Below are 20,943 nucleotides of genomic sequence, written 5' to 3' on the forward strand. Positions count from 1 at the left end.
GCCCCAAGGGACGTGGTGCCCGAGAGACATCGCCGCGGAGCGGCCGGCCACCGGAAACGCCTCATTCAGGCATGAGGCCGGCTCCGCGTGTGGGATGGGCGGGCCTTTATCCGATCGGGGGTGGGAAGGCAAGGCGATGGAGGCCGGGCACGGGCGCTTCGGCCGGACGGCCGCGGGCGGAGAACAACGCCGCGAATTGTGTGTCGGTGAACACGGTGCCGCGTTCATCCCTCAGCCGCATGGAGGCAATGCCCCGCGGGAACGCGGCTTTCGCTACGGCGGCGGTCTGGCTGGGACCCTCGGCGGGTGAGCTTGGCTGCCGCGACATGACGAGCCTCCGCGAGCGTCGGATTGCGCTGCCATATCAACGAGCGAACCGGACCGATGGATTCGCCAGCAATATCCAATCCGACAGGCTGCTAGGCGAGCGCGGCGAGGATGTGGGCGGCCAAGCGGCTCCTGAGCGCGGTCTCGGATGGTGGTCCGTCCATGATCGACGACGTGAGGAGCAAGGCGCGCCTCTCCTCGGCCAGACCCTCGGCCTCGTGCCCGACCTGCCGCAACGCCTCGCCGTTGGCGACGACCAGTTCCGCCGAGTCCGGAAACGCCGCCAGGGCCTGCGCCAGCAACTCGCGCCGGACCGTCACGGGGGCGAAGGCCTTGAGAATGCCGGCCAAGTGAGCCGCGAAGCCTGGTCGCTCCAGCGCCGGCAGCGCGGATCGGTGCCGCTCGATCGCCGCCGCCAGAGCCGCGACACGGGCGGGGTGCGGCAGCAGGGTGGCTGCCAGCAGCGCGATCTCGCCGCTCTCGGGCTGCGCCGCCACGGCCGCTTCCGCCAGCGCCTGCGTGTCCGTCTCGCCTGCCTGGGCCGCCAGACGCAGGCGATAGCGCCATGCCGTCAGCGAGGCGGGTTGCTGCGCAAGGACGGCGTCCAGTCCGGCCCGGGCCGCAGCGAGGGCGCCCTCGCGATAGAGCGCGCGCGCGTGCTCCGCGGCGATCTCGCTATCGTCGGGATGGCTGGCCTGGACCGTCTCCAGCAGCGCGCGCGCCGACACGCTGGTGCCGCGAGGCAGGCGCACCCGCCGCAATGCGGCTGCCCGATGGTCGGGGACCGCGACGAGGAGCGCGTCGAGATCGGCCGCCTCCGCCGCCTCCGCGGACCGGGCCAGCACTGCCTCGGCGGGCTCGAGATCGACCGCGTGGTAACCCGGCAGCCGATGCAGGCCATGGCCGCGGGCGGCTCCAGCCGCAGCGATCAGGCCCTGGTACCAGGCCAGGCGCTCCGGCACATGATCGGGCAGGCGCCGCTCGCGCAGCGCCGCCGCGTGTGCCCGTTCCCGGATCGCGTCTCGCAGGGCCGCATCGCCCGCCAGCCGGTCGAGCCCGGCCGCGAAGCCGGCGAGATCGGCGAAGAGCAGCCCGGTCTCGCCCGGCCGGATGCGGGCGCGGTACGGGCCGACGTCGCTGTAGAGGCCGGGAACGCCGCGGGCGGCGTATTCGAGGTGCTTCACGTCCGAGCGGCCGCGATTGTAGGCCGTCGGCAGGAGCGGCGCGAAGCCGATGTCGAGGCCGTCGAGGAAGGCGAGGTAATCGGCCCTCGTCCCAAACGGACGGAACACGAGGCGGTCGGCGGGCAGCGGGACGAAGGCGCGCGCCGACTCGCCCGTCATCAGCGCCAGCCGCGCGTCCGGGTGAGCGTCGAGCCAGCGCAGGAGGGTGGGGGCTACCCAGTAGAGGTCGGCGAAGTGCCCCGGCGAGCCGGCCCAGCCCAGGGTGAGCGGCCGGCCCGGACCGGGCTGGCCGGGCGGAGCGAGGCGCGGCTGCGGTTCGGCAAGATGATTGTCGAAGACCGCGACCCGGCGCGCGCCCATCGCCCGCCAGCGGTCGGCCAGAGCCTCGGTGCTGGTCTGGACGGCGTCGGCGGTCCGCAGGAGATGGCGGTAGAGCGCCGGCACGGCCGGGTCGGCCCAGGCGGGTGCGATCGGGTTCCAGGGCTGGAGATCGAAGAAGTCGTCATTGGCCTCGAACACCGTTGGTCGCCCGGCGGCGCGCCGGTCCCGCACGAGATCGGCCAGTCCCCAGTCGTTGGCGAAGTGCAGGATCAGCAGGTCGGCGCGGCGCGCGAGGGCGAAGGCGTGACGGCTGAGGAGATGGACATCCGCCACCGTCACGCCGGGCAGCGCCGCGAGGGCGCGGGCTGGCTCGTGGATCCGGTAGAGGCTGTCGCCGTCGCGGCCGAAGGCGCAGAGTTGCACGATCACCATGGGCCGCTCCCCGAGGGCCGCCTCGCAGGACCGGGTCCGTCGCCGGTGCGCCCGGGGGCAGGTCGCGCCACGTCGTCCGATCGGCGGCCTCGGCGCGTCGTGCGATAGCGGAGGCAGGGGCAGGCGTCGAGCCCGCATGGAAGCGAAGCGGCGGCGACCCGGCTGCGCCGTGGCGCGAACGCTTCTGGCCGGGGCGGAACGATGGCTCGCCCGGCTCGGACGAGCGGGTCAGCGCCGAACAATCTTAAAATGCGTGTTGTTCATAAGCATGGTAGTTTAATACAAAATTAACCAATTTACCCGCCGATATTCAACCATTGACGCTCAAGCGGCGGCGGTATGGCGAATAATATTCAAGTATCAGGAAAATTAACCATATATTAATACTTGGAATGACCTTGCGATATCAGATGATTTGGAGTAGAAACGCTCGGAAAACAGGTGCCGCCTAAGGCTAGAGGGTGGGCCAGTCGGTCTCGCTGCCGACACGGGCTGCCTCATGGCCATGAGGGCGGAGCGACGAGTGTTGGCTCACGCAAGCGGCGACCACGGCTTGGCGTTCAAAGGCAAACGAGACGATTCCGATGATCCACACGGTCCCTGCTCCGCGACGTGCTGTCCCTGGAGCCAGCCTGTCGCCATGACGGGCATGAGTGACAGTAACGAAGAATAAGACATCACGCTCGACCGCCGTTCCGCCTGTCGGTTCCGCGCGATGGCGATGGTCACTTAGATCATCCGATCGTCATGTCAGACAACTCTTTGCGGATTTGTGAAGAAAGATCGATCCGATGACTGTTTCGACGGTTGCCGTCACCGCCATCACCGCGACCCCGTCCTCCGGCTCACGCGGCATCGGTGCGACGGTGGTGCTGACGCTGACCACCGACAGGGCGGTCACGGTGGATACGGCGGGCGGCACGCCGTCGCTGAGCCTGAGCAATGGCGCGACCGCGGCCTATACGGGCGTCGACGGCAGCGGCAATCCGCAATTCACCTACACGGTCGCGGCTGGCGACACCGACACCAGCGGCCTCACCGTCACCGGCCTCGCCCTCAACGGCGGCAGCATCACCGGCGTGAAGAGCCTGAGCTTCGGAAACCACGTCGAGTTCGCCACCGGCAACGGCTCCTACGCGGTCGTGCTCGAGGACGTGAACGGCGATCACAAACTCGACATCGTCACCGCCAACAACACCGGCGGGAGCGCCTCGGTCCTGCTGGGCAACGGCGACGGCACCTTCCAGGCCACGGCCAATTTCACCACTGCTACCGCGTCCCGATCGGTCGCGCTGCGGGATGTGGACGGCGACGGCACGCTCGACATCGTCACCGCCAACTACTCCGACTACAGCGTCTCGGTTCTGCTCGGCAACGGCGACGGCACTTTCAAAGGCGCCGCCAATTTCAGCACTGGCGCTCTTCCCACCTCGGTGGCGGTGGGGGACATAAACGGTGACGGCACGCTCGACATCGTCACCGCCAACAACGGCCCTTCCGCCAAGAGCGTCTCGGTGCTTCTGGGCAACGGCGACGGCACCTTCCAGGACAAGGCTGACCTCCCGGTTGTCCGTTCCCCCTTCGCGGTCGCGCTAACGGACCTGAACGGCGACGGCAAGCTTGACCTCATCACAGCCAACAGCAGCAGCAGCAACGTCTCGGTGCTTCTGGGCAACGGCGACGGCACATTTCAGGACATTGAAGAATTTGGCACAGGCGGAGGCCCCCAGGCGATCGCGCTGGCCGATGTCAATGGCGACACCAAACTCGATATCATCACGGCGAACAATAGCGGCGGCAACGCCTCCGTGCTTCTGGGCAACGGCGACGGCACCTTCAAGGTCAAGCAGAATTTCGCGGCTCTCTCTAGCGTCACTGGGGTGGCCGTCGCGGATGTGAACGGCGACACCAAGCCAGACATTGTCCTCGCGAGCGTCCCCAACAACGGTAAAGCCTCGGTGTTGCTGGGCAATGGCGACGGCACGTTCGCGGCCAATGTCCCCTTCGACACAGCCGCCTCCCGTGCGGTCGCGCTTGGCGACCTCAACGGGGACGGCGCACCCGACATCGTCACTGCCAACAGTAACAACAACAACGTTTCGGTCCTGCTGAACATCGGGGCGTCGGGCGCGAGCCTGTCCACCTCCAGCATCGCAAGCGCGGCGGGCACGACGACCGGTCTCACCATCGACGCCACGCGCCCGACGCTGGTTTCTGCGACGGTGAACGGCACCGCCCTGGTGCTGGCCTTCAGCGAGACCCTGGACGCGATCCAGGTCCCGACGGCCGGCGCCTTCACCGTCATGGCGGGCGGCACGGCGGTGACCGTGTCGGGCGTCGCGGTCGACGCCATGGCCAAGACCGTCACCTTGACCCTGGCTTCGGCGGTGACCAGCGGCCAGACCGTCACCGTCGCCTACACCGACCCGAGCGCCGGCGACGACACCAACACCGTCCAGGACGCGATCGGCAACGACGCCGCGACCCTGTCGGCCACCAGCGTCACCAACATGACGCCCGTTCCCGACACGACCCCGCCCGCGATCACCGCCGTGTCGATCCCCAATACGGCGATGAGGATCGGCGACACGGTGACGGCGACGATCACGGTCGCCTCCGACACCGATACGTACACGCTGCAATCCGGCACGATCGCCGGCTACAGCCTCGGCAGCCTGACCAGGGTCGACGCGACCACCTACACCGCCACCGTCACGGTCGGCGCCGGCGCCGACGTGGCGGCCAGTGCCGACCTGCCGGTGAGCCTGGTGCTCCAGGACAGCGCCGGCAACCGCAACACCGCCTACACCACGGCGATCAGCCAGGGCGGCGACGCGCTCGACGCGACGCGTCCGACCCTGGCCTCCGCGACGGTCGACGGCACCGCCCTGGTGCTGACCTACGACGAGACCCTGGACGCGATCCAGGTCCCGACGGCCGGCGCCTTCAGCGTCATGGCGGGCGGCACGGCGGTGACCGTGTCGGGCGTCGCGGTCGACGCCACGGCCAAGACCGTCACCCTGACCCTGGCTTCGGCGGTGACCAGCGGCCAGACCGTCACCGTCGCCTACACCGACCCGAGCGCCGGCGACGACACCAATGCCGTCCAGGACGCCGCCGGCAACGACGCCGCGACCCTGTCGGTCACCAGCGTCACCAACACCACGCCTGTTCCCGACACGACCCCGCCCGCGATCACCGCCGTGTCGATCCCGAATACGGCGATGAGGATCGGCGACACGGTGACGGCGACGATCACGGTCGCCTCCGACACCGACACCTACACGCTGCAATCCGGCACGATCGCCGGCTACAGCCTCGGCAGCCTGACCAGGGTCGACGCGACCACCTACACCGCCACCGTCACGGTCGGCGCCGGCGCCGACGTGGCGGCCAGTGCCGACCTGCCGGTGAGCCTGGTGCTCCAGGACAGCGCCGGCAACCGCAACACCGCCTACACCACGGCGATCAGCCAGGGCGGCGACGCGCTCGACGCGACGCGCCCGACCCTGGCCTCGGCCACGGTCGACGGCACCACTCTGGTGCTGACCTACGACGAGGCGCTGGACGCGCTCCACGGCCCGAGTGCCGGCGCCTTCAGCGTCATGGCGGGCGGCACGGCGGTGACCGTGTCGGGCGTCGCGGTCGACGCGGCGGCCAAGACCGTCACCCTGACCCTGGCCTCGGCGGTGACCAGCGGCCAGACCGTCACCGTCGCCTACACCGACCCGAGCGCCGGCGACGACACCAACGCCGTCCAGGACGCCGCCGGCAACGACGCCGCGACCCTGTCGGCCACCAGCGTCACCAACATGACGCCCGTTCCCGACACGACGCCGCCCGCGATCACCGCCGTGTCGATCCCCAATACGGCGATGAGGATCGGCGACACGGTGACGGCGACGATCACGGTCGCCTCCGACACCGACACCTACACGCTGCAATCCGGCACGATCGCCGGCTACAGCCTCGGCAGCCTGACCAAGGTCGACGCGACCACCTATACCGCCATTGTCACGGTGACGGCCGGCGCCGACGTGGCGGCCAGTGCCGACCTGCCGGTGAGCCTGGTGCTCCAGGACAGCGCCGGCAACCGCAACACCGCCTACACCACGGCGATCATCCAGGGCGGCGACGCGATCGACGCGACGCGTCCGACCCTGGCCTCGGCGACGGTCGACGGCACTGCGCTGGTGCTGGCCTACAGCGAGGCGCTGGACGCGATCCAGGTCCCGACGGCCGGCGCCTTCAGCGTCATGGCGGGCGGCACGGCGGTGACCGTGTCGGGCGTCGCGGTCGACGCCATGGCCAAGACCGTCACCTTGACCCTGGCTTCGGCGGTGACCAGCGGCCAGACCGTCACCGTCGCCTACACCGACCCGAGCGCCGGCGACGACACCAATGCCGTCCAGGACGCCGCCGGCAACGACGCCGCGACCCTGTCGGCCACCAGCGTCACCAACATGACGCCCGTTCCCGACACGACCCCGCCCATGATCACCGCCGTGTCGATCCCCAACACGGCGATGAGGATCGGCGACACGGTGACGGCGACGATCACGGTCGCCTCCGACACCGACACCTACACGCTGCAATCCGGCACGATCGCCGGCTACAGCCTCGGCAGCCTGACCAAGGTCGACGCGACCACCTATACCGCCATCGTCACGGTGACGGCCGGCGCCGACGTGGCGGCCAGTGCCGACCTGCCGGTGAGCCTGGTGCTCCAGGACAGCGCCGGCAACCGCAACACCGCCTACACGACCGCGATCAGCCAGGGCGGCGACGCGATCGACGCGACGCATCCGACCCTGGCCTCCGCCACGGTGAACGGCACCGCCCTGGTGCTGACCTACGACGAGGCGCTGGACGCGCTCCACGGCCCGAGTGCCGGCGCCTTCACCGTCATGGCGGGCGACACGGCGGTGACCGTGTCGGGCGTCGCGGTCGACGCCATGGCCAAGACCGTCACCCTGACCCTGGCTTCGGCGGTGACCAGCGGCCAGACCGTCACCGTCGCCTACGCCGATCCGAGCGCCGGCGACGACACCAATGCCGTTCAGGACGCGATCGGCAACGACGCCGCGACCCTGTCGGCCACCAGCGTCACCAACACCACCGCCGCGCAGCCCGCCCCGACGGTCACCGACGCCGCTATCGCGATTAGCGGAGGTACGGGCCCGAAAGGTGTTTACCGGATCGGCGACACGGTCGCCGCTACCTGGGACAATACCGACACCGGTGACAACAATTCCGGCGTGACCGGCGTGACGATCGACTTCAGCCAGTTCGGCGCCGCCTCGCTCGTCACCGCAACGAACAACGGTAACCTCTGGACGGCAACCTACACAATCTCCGCCGGTACGCTCTCGGCGACGAACCGCAACGTTTCGGTGCGTGCCACCAACGGCAGCGGCAGCACCGTCACCGCTGACACCACCAATGCCACGGTCGACGACCTAGCGCTGGCCGCGCCCGCCATCACCTCGGAAGTGCTGAGCAACAGCCCGACCCCGGTCCTCGTCGGCACGGCGGAGGCCGGCGGCATGGTTACGGTGATGGTGGGCGGGGCGACCGACGCCACGACTGCCCCGGCTGGAGCCGGGTCGCTCGATCTCGCGAGCGCCCAGCCGGTTCCCGGTACGCTCGGCCTCGACCCGAGCGGTCCCAATGTCGTCTCGGCAACCGCGAGAGATGCCGCCGGCAACACCTCGTCCGCCGGAACGCAGACGCTGGTCATCGACACCCCTGCGCCGGCCGCGCCCGCCATCACGTCGACGGCGCTGAACAACAGCCCGACCCCGGTCATCACCGACACGGCGGAGGCCGGCGGCATGGTTACGGTGATGGTGGGCGGGGCGACCGACGCCACGACTGCCCCGGCTGGAGCCGGGTCGCTCGATCTCGCGAGCGCCCAGCCGGTTCCCGGTACGCTCGGCCTCGACCCGAGCGGTCCCGATGCCGTCTCGGCGACCGCGAGAGATGTTGCCGGCAACACCTCGTCCGCCGGAACGCAGACGCTGGTCATCGACACCCCTGCGCCGGCCGCGCCCGCCATCACGTCGACGGTGCCGAACAACAGCCCGACCCCGGTCATCACCGACACGGCAGAGGCCGGCGGCATCGTCACGGTGATGGTGGGCGGGGCGACCGACGCCACGACTGCCCCGGCTGGAGCCGGGTCGCTCGATCTCGCGAGCGCCCAGCCGGTTCCCGGTACGCTCGGCCTCGACCCGAGCGGTCCCGATGCCGTCTCGGCGACCGCGAGAGATGTTGCCGGCAACACCTCGTCCGCTGGAACGCAGACGCTGGTCATCGACGCCACCGCGCCGGCCGCGACCTTGCGGTTCGAAACCGAGAGCATCGACACTGCCAATCAGGCAAGGAGCGCTTTCATCATCTCCGGAGCGGAGGCAGGGGCCGGCTTCACCTGGACCATCACCTCCGCGGATGGCGGCCGGGTGGAAGGCAGCGGCGTGACGACAGCGGGCACGACCCGTGTCGGCGATCTGAACCTATCCGGCCTCGGTGACGGGCCCCTCTCCCTCGTCCTCCGCCTCATCGACCCGGCGGGCAACGCCTCCGCCGTCATCACGGCCGCCGCGACGAAGCGGCCTACGACCATCGATGGTGCGACCGTCGCATCGACGCTCACCAGCAATCCCGACGGGAGCCAGACCGCCACGGTCGCGATCCTGGCGACCGACGCCAACCGCTCCGAAGACACCAGCACAGCCAATCCCGATCTGGCCGACGTGCCGGTGGTCCGTGAGACGATCGTCGACCCACGGACCGGTGAGGCATCGACGGTCACCACCCTGACGATCAGCGTGCCCACCGGCGTCGGCGTCGTCACCACCGGCAGCGCCGAGCGGCAGACCGCAAGCGAGGCGCAGGCCGGGCTGGCCGGCCTGATCGCGGCGATCGAGGCCCGCACCGATGCCGGGACGGCCGCCCGCGTGAGGCTCACCGGCGGCGGCTCCGGCTTCCTGGACGAGTTGTCGCCACAGGCTCTCCTCCTCGTCCGCGGGATCGACGTCAGCGCGCCGGGCGCGGCATCCGGGCAGCCGGTGGAACTCCGGATCAGCGGCAATGCGTTGGGCGGCACGGGCACCGGCAACAGGCTGCCGACCGCCCTGGTGATCGACACCATGGCGGTGTCGGGCCCGGTGACGATCACGCTCGACGACGTCGACTTCGTCGCCGTGGTGGGCAACGCCACGCTGGTGGGCGGCAATGGCAGGCAGATCGTCTACGGTGATGGCGACCAGCAATACCTGTATCTCGGCGCCGATGATGACGTTCTGCATGGCGGCGGCGGCAACGACACGGTCGCGAGCGCCGGCGGCAACGACATGCTGTTCGGCGACGACGGCGACGACAGCGTGCTCGGCGGCGTCGGTGACGATTCGCTGTTCGGCGGAACGGGCCACGACACGGTCTTCGGCCAGGATGGCGACGACACGCTATACGGTGAGGACGGTGACGACGTGCTCGACGGCGGCGCGGGCAACGATGTCGTCTTCGGCGGCCCCGGCGACGACACCATCGTCAATTCGCCCGGCGACGACATCCTGATCGGTGGCCACAACGCCGACGGCTTGCCCGGGACCGACACCCTGGTGTTCACCTCGCGCCTGGCCGACACCACCATCACCCGCGACGGTGCCTTTGCGCTGATCGCCGGGCCGGAGGGCCGCGACCGTGTCACCGGCTTCGAGCGCTACCAGTTCACCGACGTGACGGTGACGGTCTCGGACGGCGCCTCCCTCGTCGACGACCTGTTCTACCTGGCGAATAACAAGGACGTGCTCGCCGCCGGCCAGGACGCCGACGCCCATTACGTCGCTTACGGTTGGAAGGAGGGCCGCGATCCCAACGCGCTGTTCTCCACCACCGGCTACCTTGCCGCCAACCCGGAGGTGCGGGCCGCCGGCCAAAACCCGCTCCAGCACTATGACCAGTCCGGCTGGATGGAGGGCCGCGACCCCTCCGCCGCCTTTGACACCGAACTCTACCTCGCCCGCAACCCCGACGTGCGGGCCGCCGGCCTCGATCCCTTGCGCCACTATCTCGAATACGGCCAGGGGGAGGGCCGTGAGATCGACGCCGCGATCGGCAAGGCCGCTGACCTTGCCGTGCATCCGGGCTTCGACGCGGAGTTCTACCTGCTCTCGTATGCCGACGTGGCTCGCGCCGCGATGACCTCCGGCAAGGACCCCTTCGCCTACGCCTACGAGCACTACCAGACCTATGGGTGGAAAGAGGGGCGCAACCCCAACGCCGCGTTCGACACCCAGGGCTATCTCGACACCTACCAGGACGTGAAGGCGGCCGGGATCGATCCGCTGATGCACTACGACGAGTATGGCTGGAAGGAGGGCCGCGACCCGTCGAAGGGCTTCGATACGACTGCTTACCTCGTGGCTTACGCCGACGTGGCGCAGGCCAAGCTCGACCCGATGCAGCACTACCTGCAATACGGCGCGCTCGAGGGTCGCGAGGCCTTTGGCGACACCACGTTCGGCAGCGGGTTGACCGGATAGGCCGATGTCGCAGCAATAAGACCAATGGCGCAAGATGATGACGGATCAATTCGATCTCGGGCTTGCCCGAGATCGGCGAGGCCGTCGGACCATCTCGATTTGTCGATGTCAAGCCAAGACATCCGGGGCCTTGGGCGTGGCGATATTTCGAAAAGCAGAACCAAAGGTTGTTTTTTTATTCCACGCTGATCTTCGGCCGACCCGTCCTGGATGACGCTTCAATGGGTGACGACCCGCTGATGTCGATCCAAGATGCTGCATCTCGGTCTAGAGCACTGCCCGATTGCAGCGTGATCGGGCAGTGCTCTCGTCGGGCGAGCCCACGATCATCTCTCGATCAGCCCGCAATCACGGTGCAATCAGGAGATGATCTCGATCTTTTCTCTTGCGATATTGTCGGCGACGCGACGGTATCCCTTTCGTCGACAGATGCTCACGAAACGGGGTGATCCCCATCCGCTTCGCGTCCTCAACCCGGCTTGCGCGCCACGCTCAGGAGATTGCCGACATTCAGGCCGAGGCTCCGCTGCCCCAGGCCGAGAGCCTCCGCGGCGGCGAGGCTGGCCGGCTTGATCGGTCCCGGCAGGGGCAACAGGCGCAGCCAGTAGCGCAGGGGATAGCGGTTGCGGATGGCGGCGATGCCGATCTCCCCGAAACCGGCATCGCCGAGGAGGCGGCGCAGGCTGGCCGGGCAGAACAGCTGCATGTGCTCGATGTCGATGATCGGCGAGCGGCGGCCGAGCATCCGGTTGAGCGGAGCCTGGTAATCGTGCGTGACGAAGGCGATCAGCCCGCCGGGTTGCAGCAGGTCGAAGGCGGCCCGCGTCAGGGCGCGGGGATCGGGCACGTGCTCCAGGGTCTGGAAGCAGCAGACCAGCGAGAGGCTGCCGGGCCGGTGCTGGCCGGGCTCGAACACGCCGATCCGCAGATGCGGACGGAGTGCGGCCGGGGCCGCCGCCACCGCTTCGTGCGACGGCTCGATCCCGACGACCTCGGTGACGCCGAGATCCAGCAGCTCCTGGAGGAAGACCCCGCTCCCGGCGCCGATCTCGAGCGCCGTGCCCCGGCGATGCTCCGGGCTAAGCCGAGGGGCGAGGGCCTCCGCATAGGTGCGGGCGGCGTAGCGGGCCTCCTCGGCGCTGTCGTAACCGGCATCCCGGTAGGCTTGCGCCAGGGCCTCGGCGCTCGGCGCCTCGGCGGCGAAGACAGTCTCGCAGGTCCGGCAGCGGACCAGGCGGAACGACATGTATTCGGGCGGCTTGCGCGAGGCGAAGCTGAGGGTGCCGATCCGGGCAGGATCGATCGAGGCCGACAGGAAGGGCGCGGCGCCGCGCTCGGAGGTTCCGCAGACCGGGCAGTCGCGGCCCTGGAGCCCGTGCAGGATCGCGGCCGGAGCCGGGGCGGCTTGGGGCGGGTGGTCCGGGGTCACGGGGGGCTCTCCGTCGGGCATGAGATCGAATCCGGGCCGCCCGCCGCGGGTCCGGCGATGGCGCGGCCTTCCGTTCTTGAGCGAGCCGTGGACCGGCCCGCGAAGGGAGGCTCAGAACACCTCGCCGGCATGCTCCTGATGCGCCGGGTGATCGGGCCAGCACATCGCCTGCGGCACCAGCCGGATCTGGGTCGTCGGCTTGGCGAGGACGTGGTCGGCGAGGTGCCCCCGCAGGGCCTCGACCCGGGCGACGTAGTGATAGAGCGGGCCGTTATTGGGCGGGGTCCGGGCGGAGGCCAGGAGGTTGCAGGAACTGATCGAGAAGGCGGGCACGCGCAGGGTCCGGATCACTTCGTAGAGCGGCGTGACCGCGCCGAAGCCCAGAATTCCGGCGGCGATCGCCAGCTGCGGCCCGCGCAGGCGCGGCATTACCGCGCCCACCCGCAGGGCCAGCAGCGCGAGGGCCGGGATCGAGGCCCGCATCACGAAATCCACCGCCCCGAGCCGGTAGAGCGGCACGAGCAGCAGCACGCCGAGGACGAGCCCGGTCTCGCGTCGGGTCCATGTGTCGGCCCCAAGGACCGACCCGGGCGCGAAGTGCAGGACGAGGAGAACCGGGAGGACCTCGAAGACCATGAGGAGCACGTAGCGGCTGCCGAAGCCCATCGTCAGGTCTTGCAGGCCGTGCGGCACGCGCCCGGCATCCGCTCCGAGAAAGAGCGCGACCGGGGCGAGCCCGATCCCGGCGAGGCCGAGGGCGGTAGCGCCGCCGACGGTCAGCCGGCCCGCGGCCGCGTCGGCGACGAGGGCGGCGACCAGGAAGGGCAGGGCGCCGATCGCGCTCAGCGGCGACCAGATCACGCACAGGCCGAAGACCACCGCAAGCGACGTCGCCCGCAGGGCGGAGGACCGCCACAGGACATAGGCGCCGACGAAGATCCAGCCCGAGGCCGCATGGTTCGGAACCCAGAAGAGCTGCGTCACATGCGACGAGAATTGCAGGTCGCGCAGCCACTGCTCGAGATGGATGCCGGGCACGAGCGGGTCGCCGACCAGCGTGCTGCCGACGATGTCCCAGCCGCTGAAGCCGACGAAGACCGCGAGCAGCACCAGGCCGCTGCGGCGCGGCGGGGCGAGGCGGGCGAAGCCGTAGAACAGGCCGCCGAACAGCGCGGTGTCCTGGGCCAGCAGCGCGACATGGGCCCCGTGCAGGCCGACCAATGACCCGATCGCCGCCGGCAGCAGGTAGAGGCCGAGCGGCGCCCGCAGCATCGTCGCGTCGCCGGCATAGAGGTAGCCGACCGGCCAGGGCTCGGCGACGAGGTCGCGCAGGACCGCGTCGCGCAGCAGCCAGTCGTCGTTGGCGAAGAAGAGATGCGTCTGGCCGCCCAGGAGGCAGAGCACGAGGGCCACCGCCAGCGAGATCGCGAGGAGCCGCCCATCGAGCGCCTCGGGGGTCCGGGCGAGATCGCGCAGCACGACGACGAGCGCCGCCGCCAGGAGGGCGATGCAGCCCGCCGCCAGGGGAGCGTTGGCGAGATGGGTGGCGAGAAACAGCAGGTTGGGCGCGCCGGCGAGCAGCAGCACGACGGCGAAGGGCAGGTGGCCGAGGCCCGCCGCCCGAACCGATGCGGGCCGCGCGTCGAGGCGCAGCCCGCCCTCGGCCGCTCCCGCCGGGCCGGCGGCCTCCCGGTCCAGGCCGGGATGAGGGAGGCCTCGATCCGCGAGGGTGGCCGTCACGGGCGCGTCCTCCCCTCGGGCGGCAGGTCGGTGGACCGGCCGCCCCGGATCAGCGCCGCCCGGATGAGGCGTGGGCGCCCCTTCACCTCCTCCATGATCTTGGCGACGTATTCGCCGATCAGCCCGATCGCGAACAGGTTCAGGGCGCCGAAGAACAGGATCGCGAGCTGGGTCGAGACCGCGCCGCGCGGGGCGATGTCCGGGACGGCGAGGCGCAGGACGATCATCGCGAGGCCGATCAGACCCGAGAGGCCGAGCAGAGCGATCCCGGCGGCGGTGAGCATCTTCAGCGGCGTGTTGCTGAACGAGAAGATGCCGCGCTTGGCCCATTCGAGGTTCGAGAGGAGGTTGTTCGTGCTGGTGCCGAACATCCGCTTCGGACGGACGTAGTCGACGCCGGTCTGGCGGAAGCCGACATAGGCGCGCAAGCCCCGCATGAACAGGTCGCGCTCGGGGCAGTTCAGCAGCCAGCCGACCACCCGCCGGTCCATCAGCGAGAAGTCGCCGGCATCGTGCGGGATTCGGATGTAGCTGAAGGCGGCGAAGACCCGGTAGAACGCCTTGTAGAGCAGGCCCCAGACGACCGGCATCTCGCGCTCGACCCTTCGGCCATAGACCACGTCATGGCCGGCGATCCAGGCTTCGTAGAACGGCTCGATCAGCTCGGGCGGGTCCTGGAGGTCGCCGTCGAGGAGCACGCAGGCCTGGGCGGTCGCCAGCTCCATGCCGCTCCGGAACGCCATCTGCGAGCCGAAATTGCGCGAATGCGTGATGCCGAGGACGTGCGGGTCACGGGCGGACAAGTCCCGGATCGTCTCGCCGCAGCCGTCGGGGCTGGCATCGTTGACGAAGATGATCTCGTAATCGACGTCGATCTTGCGGAACACCGCGGTCAGGCGGGCATGCATGATCGGCACCGCCTCCTCGTCCTTGTAGCAGGCGATGATGGCGGCGATGCTCCGGCGCCGGGTCGCGCCGGCCTTGGTGAGGCCGGAGAGTTCGGCGCCCGCCTCGCGCATCCAGGCGGCGGTGCGGGCGAGCCCGTCCGTGAGCGGGGTCGTCGCGCGCCAGCCGAGCAGGCGCTCGGCCTTGCCCGGATCGGCCTGCCAGCGCGCCAGGTCCCAGGCGCGGGGCGCCATGGCGCCGAAGCGCGGCGCCTCGGCGAGGCCGAACACGTCTTTCGCCGTCAGCGCCAGCTCGCCGATGGTGGTCTGCGTCCCGGTGCCGACGTTGAGCGATTCGCCGTAGAGGTCGAGGGACATCTTGGCGGCGGCCCGCACGAACGCCTCGCAGACATCCTCCACATAGACGAAGTCGCGCGCGATCGACGGGTCGACGAAGTCGGGATAGCCCCCGGCGATCCCGCGCGACACCACGGCCGGGATCAGCCGGTTGGCATCCTCGAAAGGACCGTAGACCGAGTAGAGCCGGAGATTGACCACCGGCCAGCGCCGCGTCTTGCCCGCATAGGCGATGTACTGCGCCGCCGCCGCCTTGGAGACCGCATAGGCGCTGTTGGGGACGAGCGCCGCGTCCTCGGTGGGGGCGGCGGAGTTCAGGCCGTATTCGGACGAGGAGCCGGCATGGACGTAGGCCGCGAGCCGGCCGCTCTCGGCCAGCCGCTCGACCCGCGAGACGAGGGCGGTGAAGTTGGTGGCATAGATGAGGTCGGCGTCGGTCTCGAAGGAATAGGCGCCGTAGGCGATGCAGTCGAACACCGTCGCCGGGCGGATCGTCTCGACGAAGCTGGCGATGGCCGCCTTGTCGGTGACGTCGACGGCGACGAGGTGGGACGGGTCGATGCCGCGCAGCCGCGGCGCCGGCAGGACCCGGGCGACGGCATAGACGTCGCGGCGGCGCGCCAGGATGTGGCGGAACAGGTTGCACCCGACGAAGCCCCCGGCGCCGAGCACGGCGATGGGACCCTTGAGGGTGTCGATCCAGTCGGCGGACGAGCCGGTCATGCCGAGAGACCCTGCAAGTGATCCGGCAAGTGATCCGGCAAGTAATCCCGCGAGAGGCTCCGGAGCGCATCCGGGTCGAGGCCGCTCTCGCGCCGGTGGAACCCTTGCGAGCCGTAGGTGCCGGACGGGTAGCCGGCCGCCGTGACCGGGCGGAAGCCCGCGACCGCGATGCCGGTCTCCAGGCACCAGGCGGCGAGGGCCTGGCCGAGGCCGCCCTGGGCGACATGCTCCTCGACGACGCAGAGTTTGCGACCGGCGAGCGCCTGCACGAAGGCCGGCGGCGGCGGGCTCATCGCCAGCGGCAGCTCGCTCACCGCCCAGAGTTCCGGCCCGTCCTCGGCCTCCGACATGAGGGCCGACCAGGCGACGCCCGCCATCGGCCCGACCGCCACGATGACCGGCCCGCTCCCCTCGCGCAGGCGGCGCCAGGGCGCGTAGGGCGGCGCGGTGCAGCCCGCCGGCAGCTCGCCGCGCCCCAGCCGGACATAGACCGGCCCCGGATCGCGTCCGGCCGCCTCGACCACGGCGGCGACGTCGCTGTCGAAGGCGGGAACGAGGATGCGCAACGACGGCAGGGTCGAGAGGATGCCGTAATCCTCCAGCGCGTGATGGGTCGGGCCCATCACCCCGTAGCCGTAGCCGCCGCCATTGGCGAGCATCCGCACCGGCAGGCGATGGAAGCAGACGTCGTTGCGGATCTGCTCGAAGGCGCGGGCGTAGCAGAACGGCGCGATGGTGTAGGTCCAGGGCTCCAGCCCTTCGCTGGCAAGCGCCGCCGCCACCCCGATCATGTTCTGCTCGGCGATGCCCGCATTGAGGAATCGCTCCCCCAGCGCGTCGCGCAGCGGTTCGAGGGCGCCGAAACCGAGGTCGCCGGTGAGGAAGACGAGGTCGGGGCGCGAAGCCCGGGCGACCAGCGCCTCGCACAATTCGCGCCGCATCAGGCCGTCTCCCCGTTGCCGAGGATGTCGGAACCGAGCATCGCCTCGCGGACCTGCTCCTCGGTGAGCGGCAGGTAGTGGCTGTCCAGGCGCCCCTCGATGGCGGGCACGCCGTGGCCCTTCACGGTGTGGAGCACCACGACCACCGGCTGGTCGGTCCCGGGCACCAGGGCGCGGCGCATGTCGGCGAGGTCGTGCCCGTCCGCCTCGCGGATCTCGACGGCAAAGCCGCTCAAGGCCCGCCCGATCGGGTCGAGGGAGGCGACCTCTCCGGTGGTGCCGAAACCCTGGAGGCGGTTGTGGTCGATGAGGATCGTCAGGTTCGACAGCCGCCGGTGGGCGCAGAAGATCAGGGCTTCGAGGGTCGAACCCTCCTGCCATTCGCCGTCGGAGGTCAGGCAGAACACCCGGTTTTGCCGCCCTTGCAGCCGGGCCGCCAGGGCGAGGCCGCCGGCGAGCGAGAGCCCGTGCCCGAGGCTGCCGGTCCCGAAGCGGATCCCTGGGAGCCCGCGTCCGGCCGGGTGCCCAGCGGGAGGATGCCCCGGCAGCCGGGTGCCGTCGGCATGGAACGTGTCGAGTTCGGCCTCGGCGATCAGGCCGCGGCTCCACAGGGTGACGTAGAGCGCGCCCGCCGCATGGCCCTTCGAGAGCACGAAGCGGTCCGCCTCGGTCAGGAACTCGTGATGCACCAGCATCATCGCGTCGAGGGCCGACAGGTTGCCGCCGACATGGCCGACGCCGGCCATCCGGTGCATGGCCAGCAGGCGCCAGCGCGCCAGCGTCAGGAGACCGGGCGCGAGCGGCGCGGGCGCCGCCGGGACCGCGCCGTGCCGCGGGGTCTCCGCCCTGAGGGTGTGTCCACGCCGTGCCATCCGACCGAGATTCCGCTGCCTTGCGGCCACGGAACGACGGCCGTGGTTAGCGTCGGGTTAAGGAGCCGCGGCGGCAGGTCGGGCGGGGGCTTCCAGGCCTGGGTGCCGGTTGCCGGCATAGGCCGCCATGAGGCGTGGAGCCGCGTCGATCCGGCTCGTCGATGGTCGCGCATGCAAGCGCCGTCCTCTCGTGCAAGTCCCTGCCCGCTCAGGAGTTGGACCCTGTCGACCCGGTGGCGAGCCGGTTTCGCCGGCGCGGGCGAGGAGAAGGCCGTCTGCCGGTCCCGGAGCGACGGCGGCAGGACGGCGATGCGTTTACCGCTGACTCAGGTTTGCGTGAGAAATTTCGTCGGGCAAACGACGGTTGTGGTGGGGTTTGTGCGTGCGTTGCTTCAGGCTCCTGCTGCTCCTGTCCGGAATCCTGTGCCTGCCGCCGGCCCTCGCCGCGGCGCAGGAATGCGGGCCCGAGGCGCTCGGCACCGCACGCACCCTCGAAGTGCCGTTCACCCAGGGGCCGGTGGGGACGGCGAGCTACGGCCGCAGCCTGCCGCTCGCGCGCGGCGAGGTGGTGCTGACCTTCGATGACGGCCCGCTGCCCCGGCGCACGAACGCCGTGCTCGCAGCCCTCAAGGCGGAATGCGTGAAAGCGACGTTCTTCGTCATCGGCAGCCTGGTGGCGCAGTTCCCCGACACCCTGCGCCGCACCGCCGCCGAGGGCCATACCATCGCGACCCATACCTGGTCGCACCGCTACCTGAACCGGGTTGACAGCCCGCAGGTGCGGCGGGACCAGATCAATGGCGGCCTCGAGGCCGCCCGCACCGTCCTCGCCGACGACGAGACGGCCCTGTCGCCGTTCTTCCGCTTCCCCGGCCTCGGGCATAACGCCGCCCTCGACCGCTACGCCGCCGCGCAGCGTCTGGTGCCGTTCAGTGTCGACGTCGACGGCGACGACTGGAAGCGGATCACCCCGGCGGCGGTGATGGATCGCGTGATGAGGCGCCTCGATGCCGCGGGGCGGGGCATCATCCTGCTCCACGACATCCAGCCCCGGACCGTGGCGATCCTGCCCGAGCTGCTGCGCCGGCTGAAAGCCCGCGGCTACCGCGTCGTCCACGTGGTGCCAGCCCAGGGCGACACGCGGGCCGCGCTCGCGGCCCTGGACGCCCCGCAGGGCAAGCCGATCCGCCTCGCCCTCGACCGGCTCGGCGCCCGTATGGCGTCCTTCCGCGTCGCCGCGCGTCCGCCGGAAGCCTTCGCCGTGGAGGCGCCGGTCCTCCTGCGGACGGGGCTGTTCGAGGAATCTCCGGAGCCGCCGCCGGCCGGGGACCAGAGCCGGTCCATCGGGGAGGTCCGCGTCGCGCTGATCGCCGATCCGGGCCCGGCCGCCCGTGCCTTCAGGCCCGGGCTCGGGTCCTTGGCCGGCTGGCGCGGTTTCGTGGTGATCGGCACCGCCCCGAAGTCCGCCGGTTTCCGCGCCGTCGCCGAGGCGGGCGGCCCGCCCGCGCGGTGAGCCCCCGTCGCGCCCGCCCTTGCGCTTGTTTTACGGTCCTGCCCGGAAGTCCCCCCACGATGCGACGTCTCGGCCGGCTTCTGCCCGCCCTTCTTCTGTGCAGCGTCGGCACCGCCCAGGCGATGAGTGCCGACGAGTCGCCGGCGGGCTGGTGGGCGCCGACCCCGCGCGACTGCGCCGACCCGGCGAGCCCGCGGGCGTTCGAGATCCGGCTGACACCCGCCGCCGAGGCGCGGCTCGACGCGCACGACCTGCGCTGCCGGATCGACAGGGTCTCCGACACCGCCATCGGCTACCGCCTCCACATGCGCTGCGTCCGCTCGGCCGAGGACCTGCGGGCGAATGCCCGGGCGGAGCCGCGGCAGATCGTCGTCGACGCGATCGGGACGGCGACCATGCGGGCGGATGGGCAGCGCGTCTATCGCTGCCGCGCCCGCCCGGCTGCCGCCGCCGAGACGCCGCAGAGCCCTGTCGCGGGCGCGATCCTGGCCAGTGTCGCCCCGGCACCGGCGCTGCCGGACGCGCCCATGCGCCTCACCTCGCTCGCCCCCGAGCCGGACTCCTCGCCGCACGCCCCTGCACCGGCCGCGCCGTCCGGACCGGCCCCCGCCGTGCCGCCCGTTGCGGCCATCGCGCCTCTCGCGGCCTCGGCGCCTATGCCGGGTGCACCCCTGCGCGTGGCCGCCCTCCCGGTCGACCCGTTGCCGGATGCGTCCGCACCCCCGCTCGCCCCGCCGCCCGTCGCGCTGCCGGCGGTGCGGCGCGGCAAGGTGGTCGGCTATCCCGGGGCGCAAGCTCCCGGCACCATCGTGGTCGATACGGCGGCGCGCCTCCTCTTCCTCGTGCGCGGCGACGGCACGGCCGTGCGCTACCGGGTGGCGGTCGGGCGTCCCGGCACGACCTGGAAGGGCGTCCAGACGGTCACCGCCAAGCAGGAATGGCCGCAATGGACCCCGACGCCAGAGATGCGGCGCAGCCGGCCGGGCCTGCCGCGCACCGTCGCCGGCGGCCCGCGCAACCCGCTCGGGGCCCGGGCGCTCTATCTCGGCTCGACGCTCTACCGCATCCACGGCACCACCGATCCGCGCTCGATCGGCCGGGCCGCCTCGGCCGGCTGCTTCCGGATGCTCAACGAGGACGTGATCGAACTCTACCGCTTCGTCCCCGTCGGCACCAAGGTTCAGGTGATCTGAGGGCCATGCCTTTTAAGGTGGTTTTTACTGATAAAAATTTGGTATTCATCTGATGGCGACGCGTCATTTTCTTCAGATCAGCATTCTGCTGTCCGGAGCACTCTGGACCGCCGAATGCCCCATCAAGCTTGGCCGCACCGCAATCGCATTTTGCAGCAACTCCAAGTATTTAACACCTTAAAAAGCATGCCTCAAAGGCGTGTCGAGCCGCAAGCTCAGAGACATGCGTCCCAAGATCACCGGACGCTGCCACCAGGGCGTTCTCTGGTCGCCGTCGTATTTCGTGGCGTCCTGTGGCGGCGCTCCGCTCTCTGTGGTCGCCCAATACGTCCGACAGCAACGGGAGAATGCGCGGGCTCCCCGGCCTGAAGGCCGGGGTTTCTAGGAGGGTTTGATGATCCCGGCACGCGATCCCATCGGCCCACCCCCGATGCCGACACCAGAGTCATCGCCAGAGTCCCGATGCTCCCGGAGAGCGATG

Annotated in this window: 10 protein-coding genes and 1 pseudogene; 5 read left to right on the plus strand and 6 right to left on the minus strand. The window is 70.4% G+C overall.

The features are described from left to right. Positions 1-419 precede the first annotated feature (419 nt). Complete coding sequence (locus VP06_RS33725; protein WP_053081746.1) at positions 420-2,264, minus strand: glycosyltransferase family protein; 1,845 nt, start codon at positions 2,262-2,264, stop codon at positions 420-422. A 791-nt stretch (positions 2,265-3,055) separates the two neighbouring features. Between VP06_RS33725 and VP06_RS12775 the strand changes: the two genes are divergently transcribed. Both VP06_RS12775 and VP06_RS36260 read left to right on the plus strand, forming a co-directional pair. After that, on the plus strand, positions 3,056-10,810 hold the full coding sequence (locus tag VP06_RS12775; RefSeq protein WP_048464157.1) for a SwmB domain-containing protein: 7,755 nt from the start codon (positions 3,056-3,058) through the stop codon (positions 10,808-10,810). A gap of 62 nt (positions 10,811-10,872) precedes the next feature. Beyond that, entirely contained in the window at positions 10,873-11,259 is a 387-nt protein-coding gene (locus VP06_RS36260) for a hypothetical protein (protein ID WP_156295568.1), read from the plus strand. A gap of 20 nt (positions 11,260-11,279) precedes the next feature. Here the strand turns inward: VP06_RS36260 and VP06_RS12780 are convergent, their stop codons facing one another. From VP06_RS12780 to VP06_RS12800, 5 genes are all read right to left on the minus strand, one after another. Further along, entirely contained in the window at positions 11,280-12,239 is a 960-nt protein-coding gene (locus tag VP06_RS12780) for a class I SAM-dependent methyltransferase (protein ID WP_053081748.1), read from the minus strand. Between the two features lie 111 nt (positions 12,240-12,350). Next, positions 12,351-13,979, minus strand: a complete 1,629-nt coding sequence (locus VP06_RS12785) for a hypothetical protein (protein ID WP_048464159.1) — start codon at positions 13,977-13,979, stop codon at positions 12,351-12,353. After that, positions 13,976-15,943 carry an NAD-dependent epimerase/dehydratase family protein gene (locus VP06_RS12790; protein ID WP_048464160.1) on the minus strand — a complete coding sequence of 656 codons (1,968 nt, stop codon included), beginning with the start codon at positions 15,941-15,943 and terminating at the stop codon, positions 13,976-13,978. The genes VP06_RS12785 and VP06_RS12790 overlap by 4 nt, the downstream gene beginning before the upstream one ends. Next, positions 15,940-16,884 carry a transketolase family protein gene (locus VP06_RS12795; protein ID WP_048464161.1) on the minus strand — a complete coding sequence of 315 codons (945 nt, stop codon included), beginning with the start codon at positions 16,882-16,884 and terminating at the stop codon, positions 15,940-15,942. The genes VP06_RS12790 and VP06_RS12795 overlap by 4 nt, the downstream gene beginning before the upstream one ends. Then, positions 16,884-17,756 carry a transketolase gene (locus VP06_RS12800; RefSeq protein WP_245291159.1) on the minus strand — a complete coding sequence of 291 codons (873 nt, stop codon included), beginning with the start codon at positions 17,754-17,756 and terminating at the stop codon, positions 16,884-16,886. Before VP06_RS12800 ends, VP06_RS12795 begins: the two co-directional genes overlap by 1 nt. 382 nt (positions 17,757-18,138) lie before the next feature. Between VP06_RS12800 and VP06_RS12805 the strand changes: the two genes are divergently transcribed. The 3 genes and pseudogenes from VP06_RS12805 to VP06_RS34890 all read left to right on the plus strand — a co-directional run. Next, positions 18,139-19,269, plus strand: a complete 1,131-nt coding sequence (locus tag VP06_RS12805) for a polysaccharide deacetylase family protein (RefSeq protein ID WP_197093195.1) — start codon at positions 18,139-18,141, stop codon at positions 19,267-19,269. A 59-nt stretch (positions 19,270-19,328) separates the two neighbouring features. After that, positions 19,329-20,462 (plus strand): L,D-transpeptidase, encoded by a 1,134-nt coding sequence (locus VP06_RS38080; RefSeq protein ID WP_053081752.1) that lies wholly within the window; start codon positions 19,329-19,331, stop codon positions 20,460-20,462. Between the two features lie 190 nt (positions 20,463-20,652). Further along, positions 20,653-20,847 (plus strand): annotated as a pseudogene (locus tag VP06_RS34890) (transposase); the annotation flags it as partial. Positions 20,848-20,943 lie beyond the last annotated feature (96 nt).

The organism is Methylobacterium aquaticum (genome assembly GCF_001043915.1).
In the GTDB taxonomy this organism is placed as follows: Bacteria; Pseudomonadota; Alphaproteobacteria; order Rhizobiales; family Beijerinckiaceae; genus Methylobacterium; species Methylobacterium aquaticum.

Bases quoted from the DNA above. Each gene is read 5' to 3' on its own strand.
- VP06_RS33725 (WP_053081746.1), bottom strand. From the start codon at position 2,264: ATGGTGATCGTGCAACTCTGCGCCTTCGGCCGCGACGGCGACAGCCTC.
- VP06_RS12790 (WP_048464160.1), bottom strand. From the start codon at position 15,943: ATGACCGGCTCGTCCGCCGACTGGATCGACACCCTCAAGGGTCCCATC.
- VP06_RS12800 (WP_245291159.1), bottom strand. From the start codon at position 17,756: ATGGCACGGCGTGGACACACCCTCAGGGCGGAGACCCCGCGGCACGGC.
- VP06_RS38080 (WP_053081752.1), top strand. From the start codon at position 19,329: ATGCGACGTCTCGGCCGGCTTCTGCCCGCCCTTCTTCTGTGCAGCGTC.
- VP06_RS12775 (WP_048464157.1), top strand. From the start codon at position 3,056: ATGACTGTTTCGACGGTTGCCGTCACCGCCATCACCGCGACCCCGTCC.
- VP06_RS12795 (WP_048464161.1), bottom strand. From the start codon at position 16,884: ATGCGGCGCGAATTGTGCGAGGCGCTGGTCGCCCGGGCTTCGCGCCCC.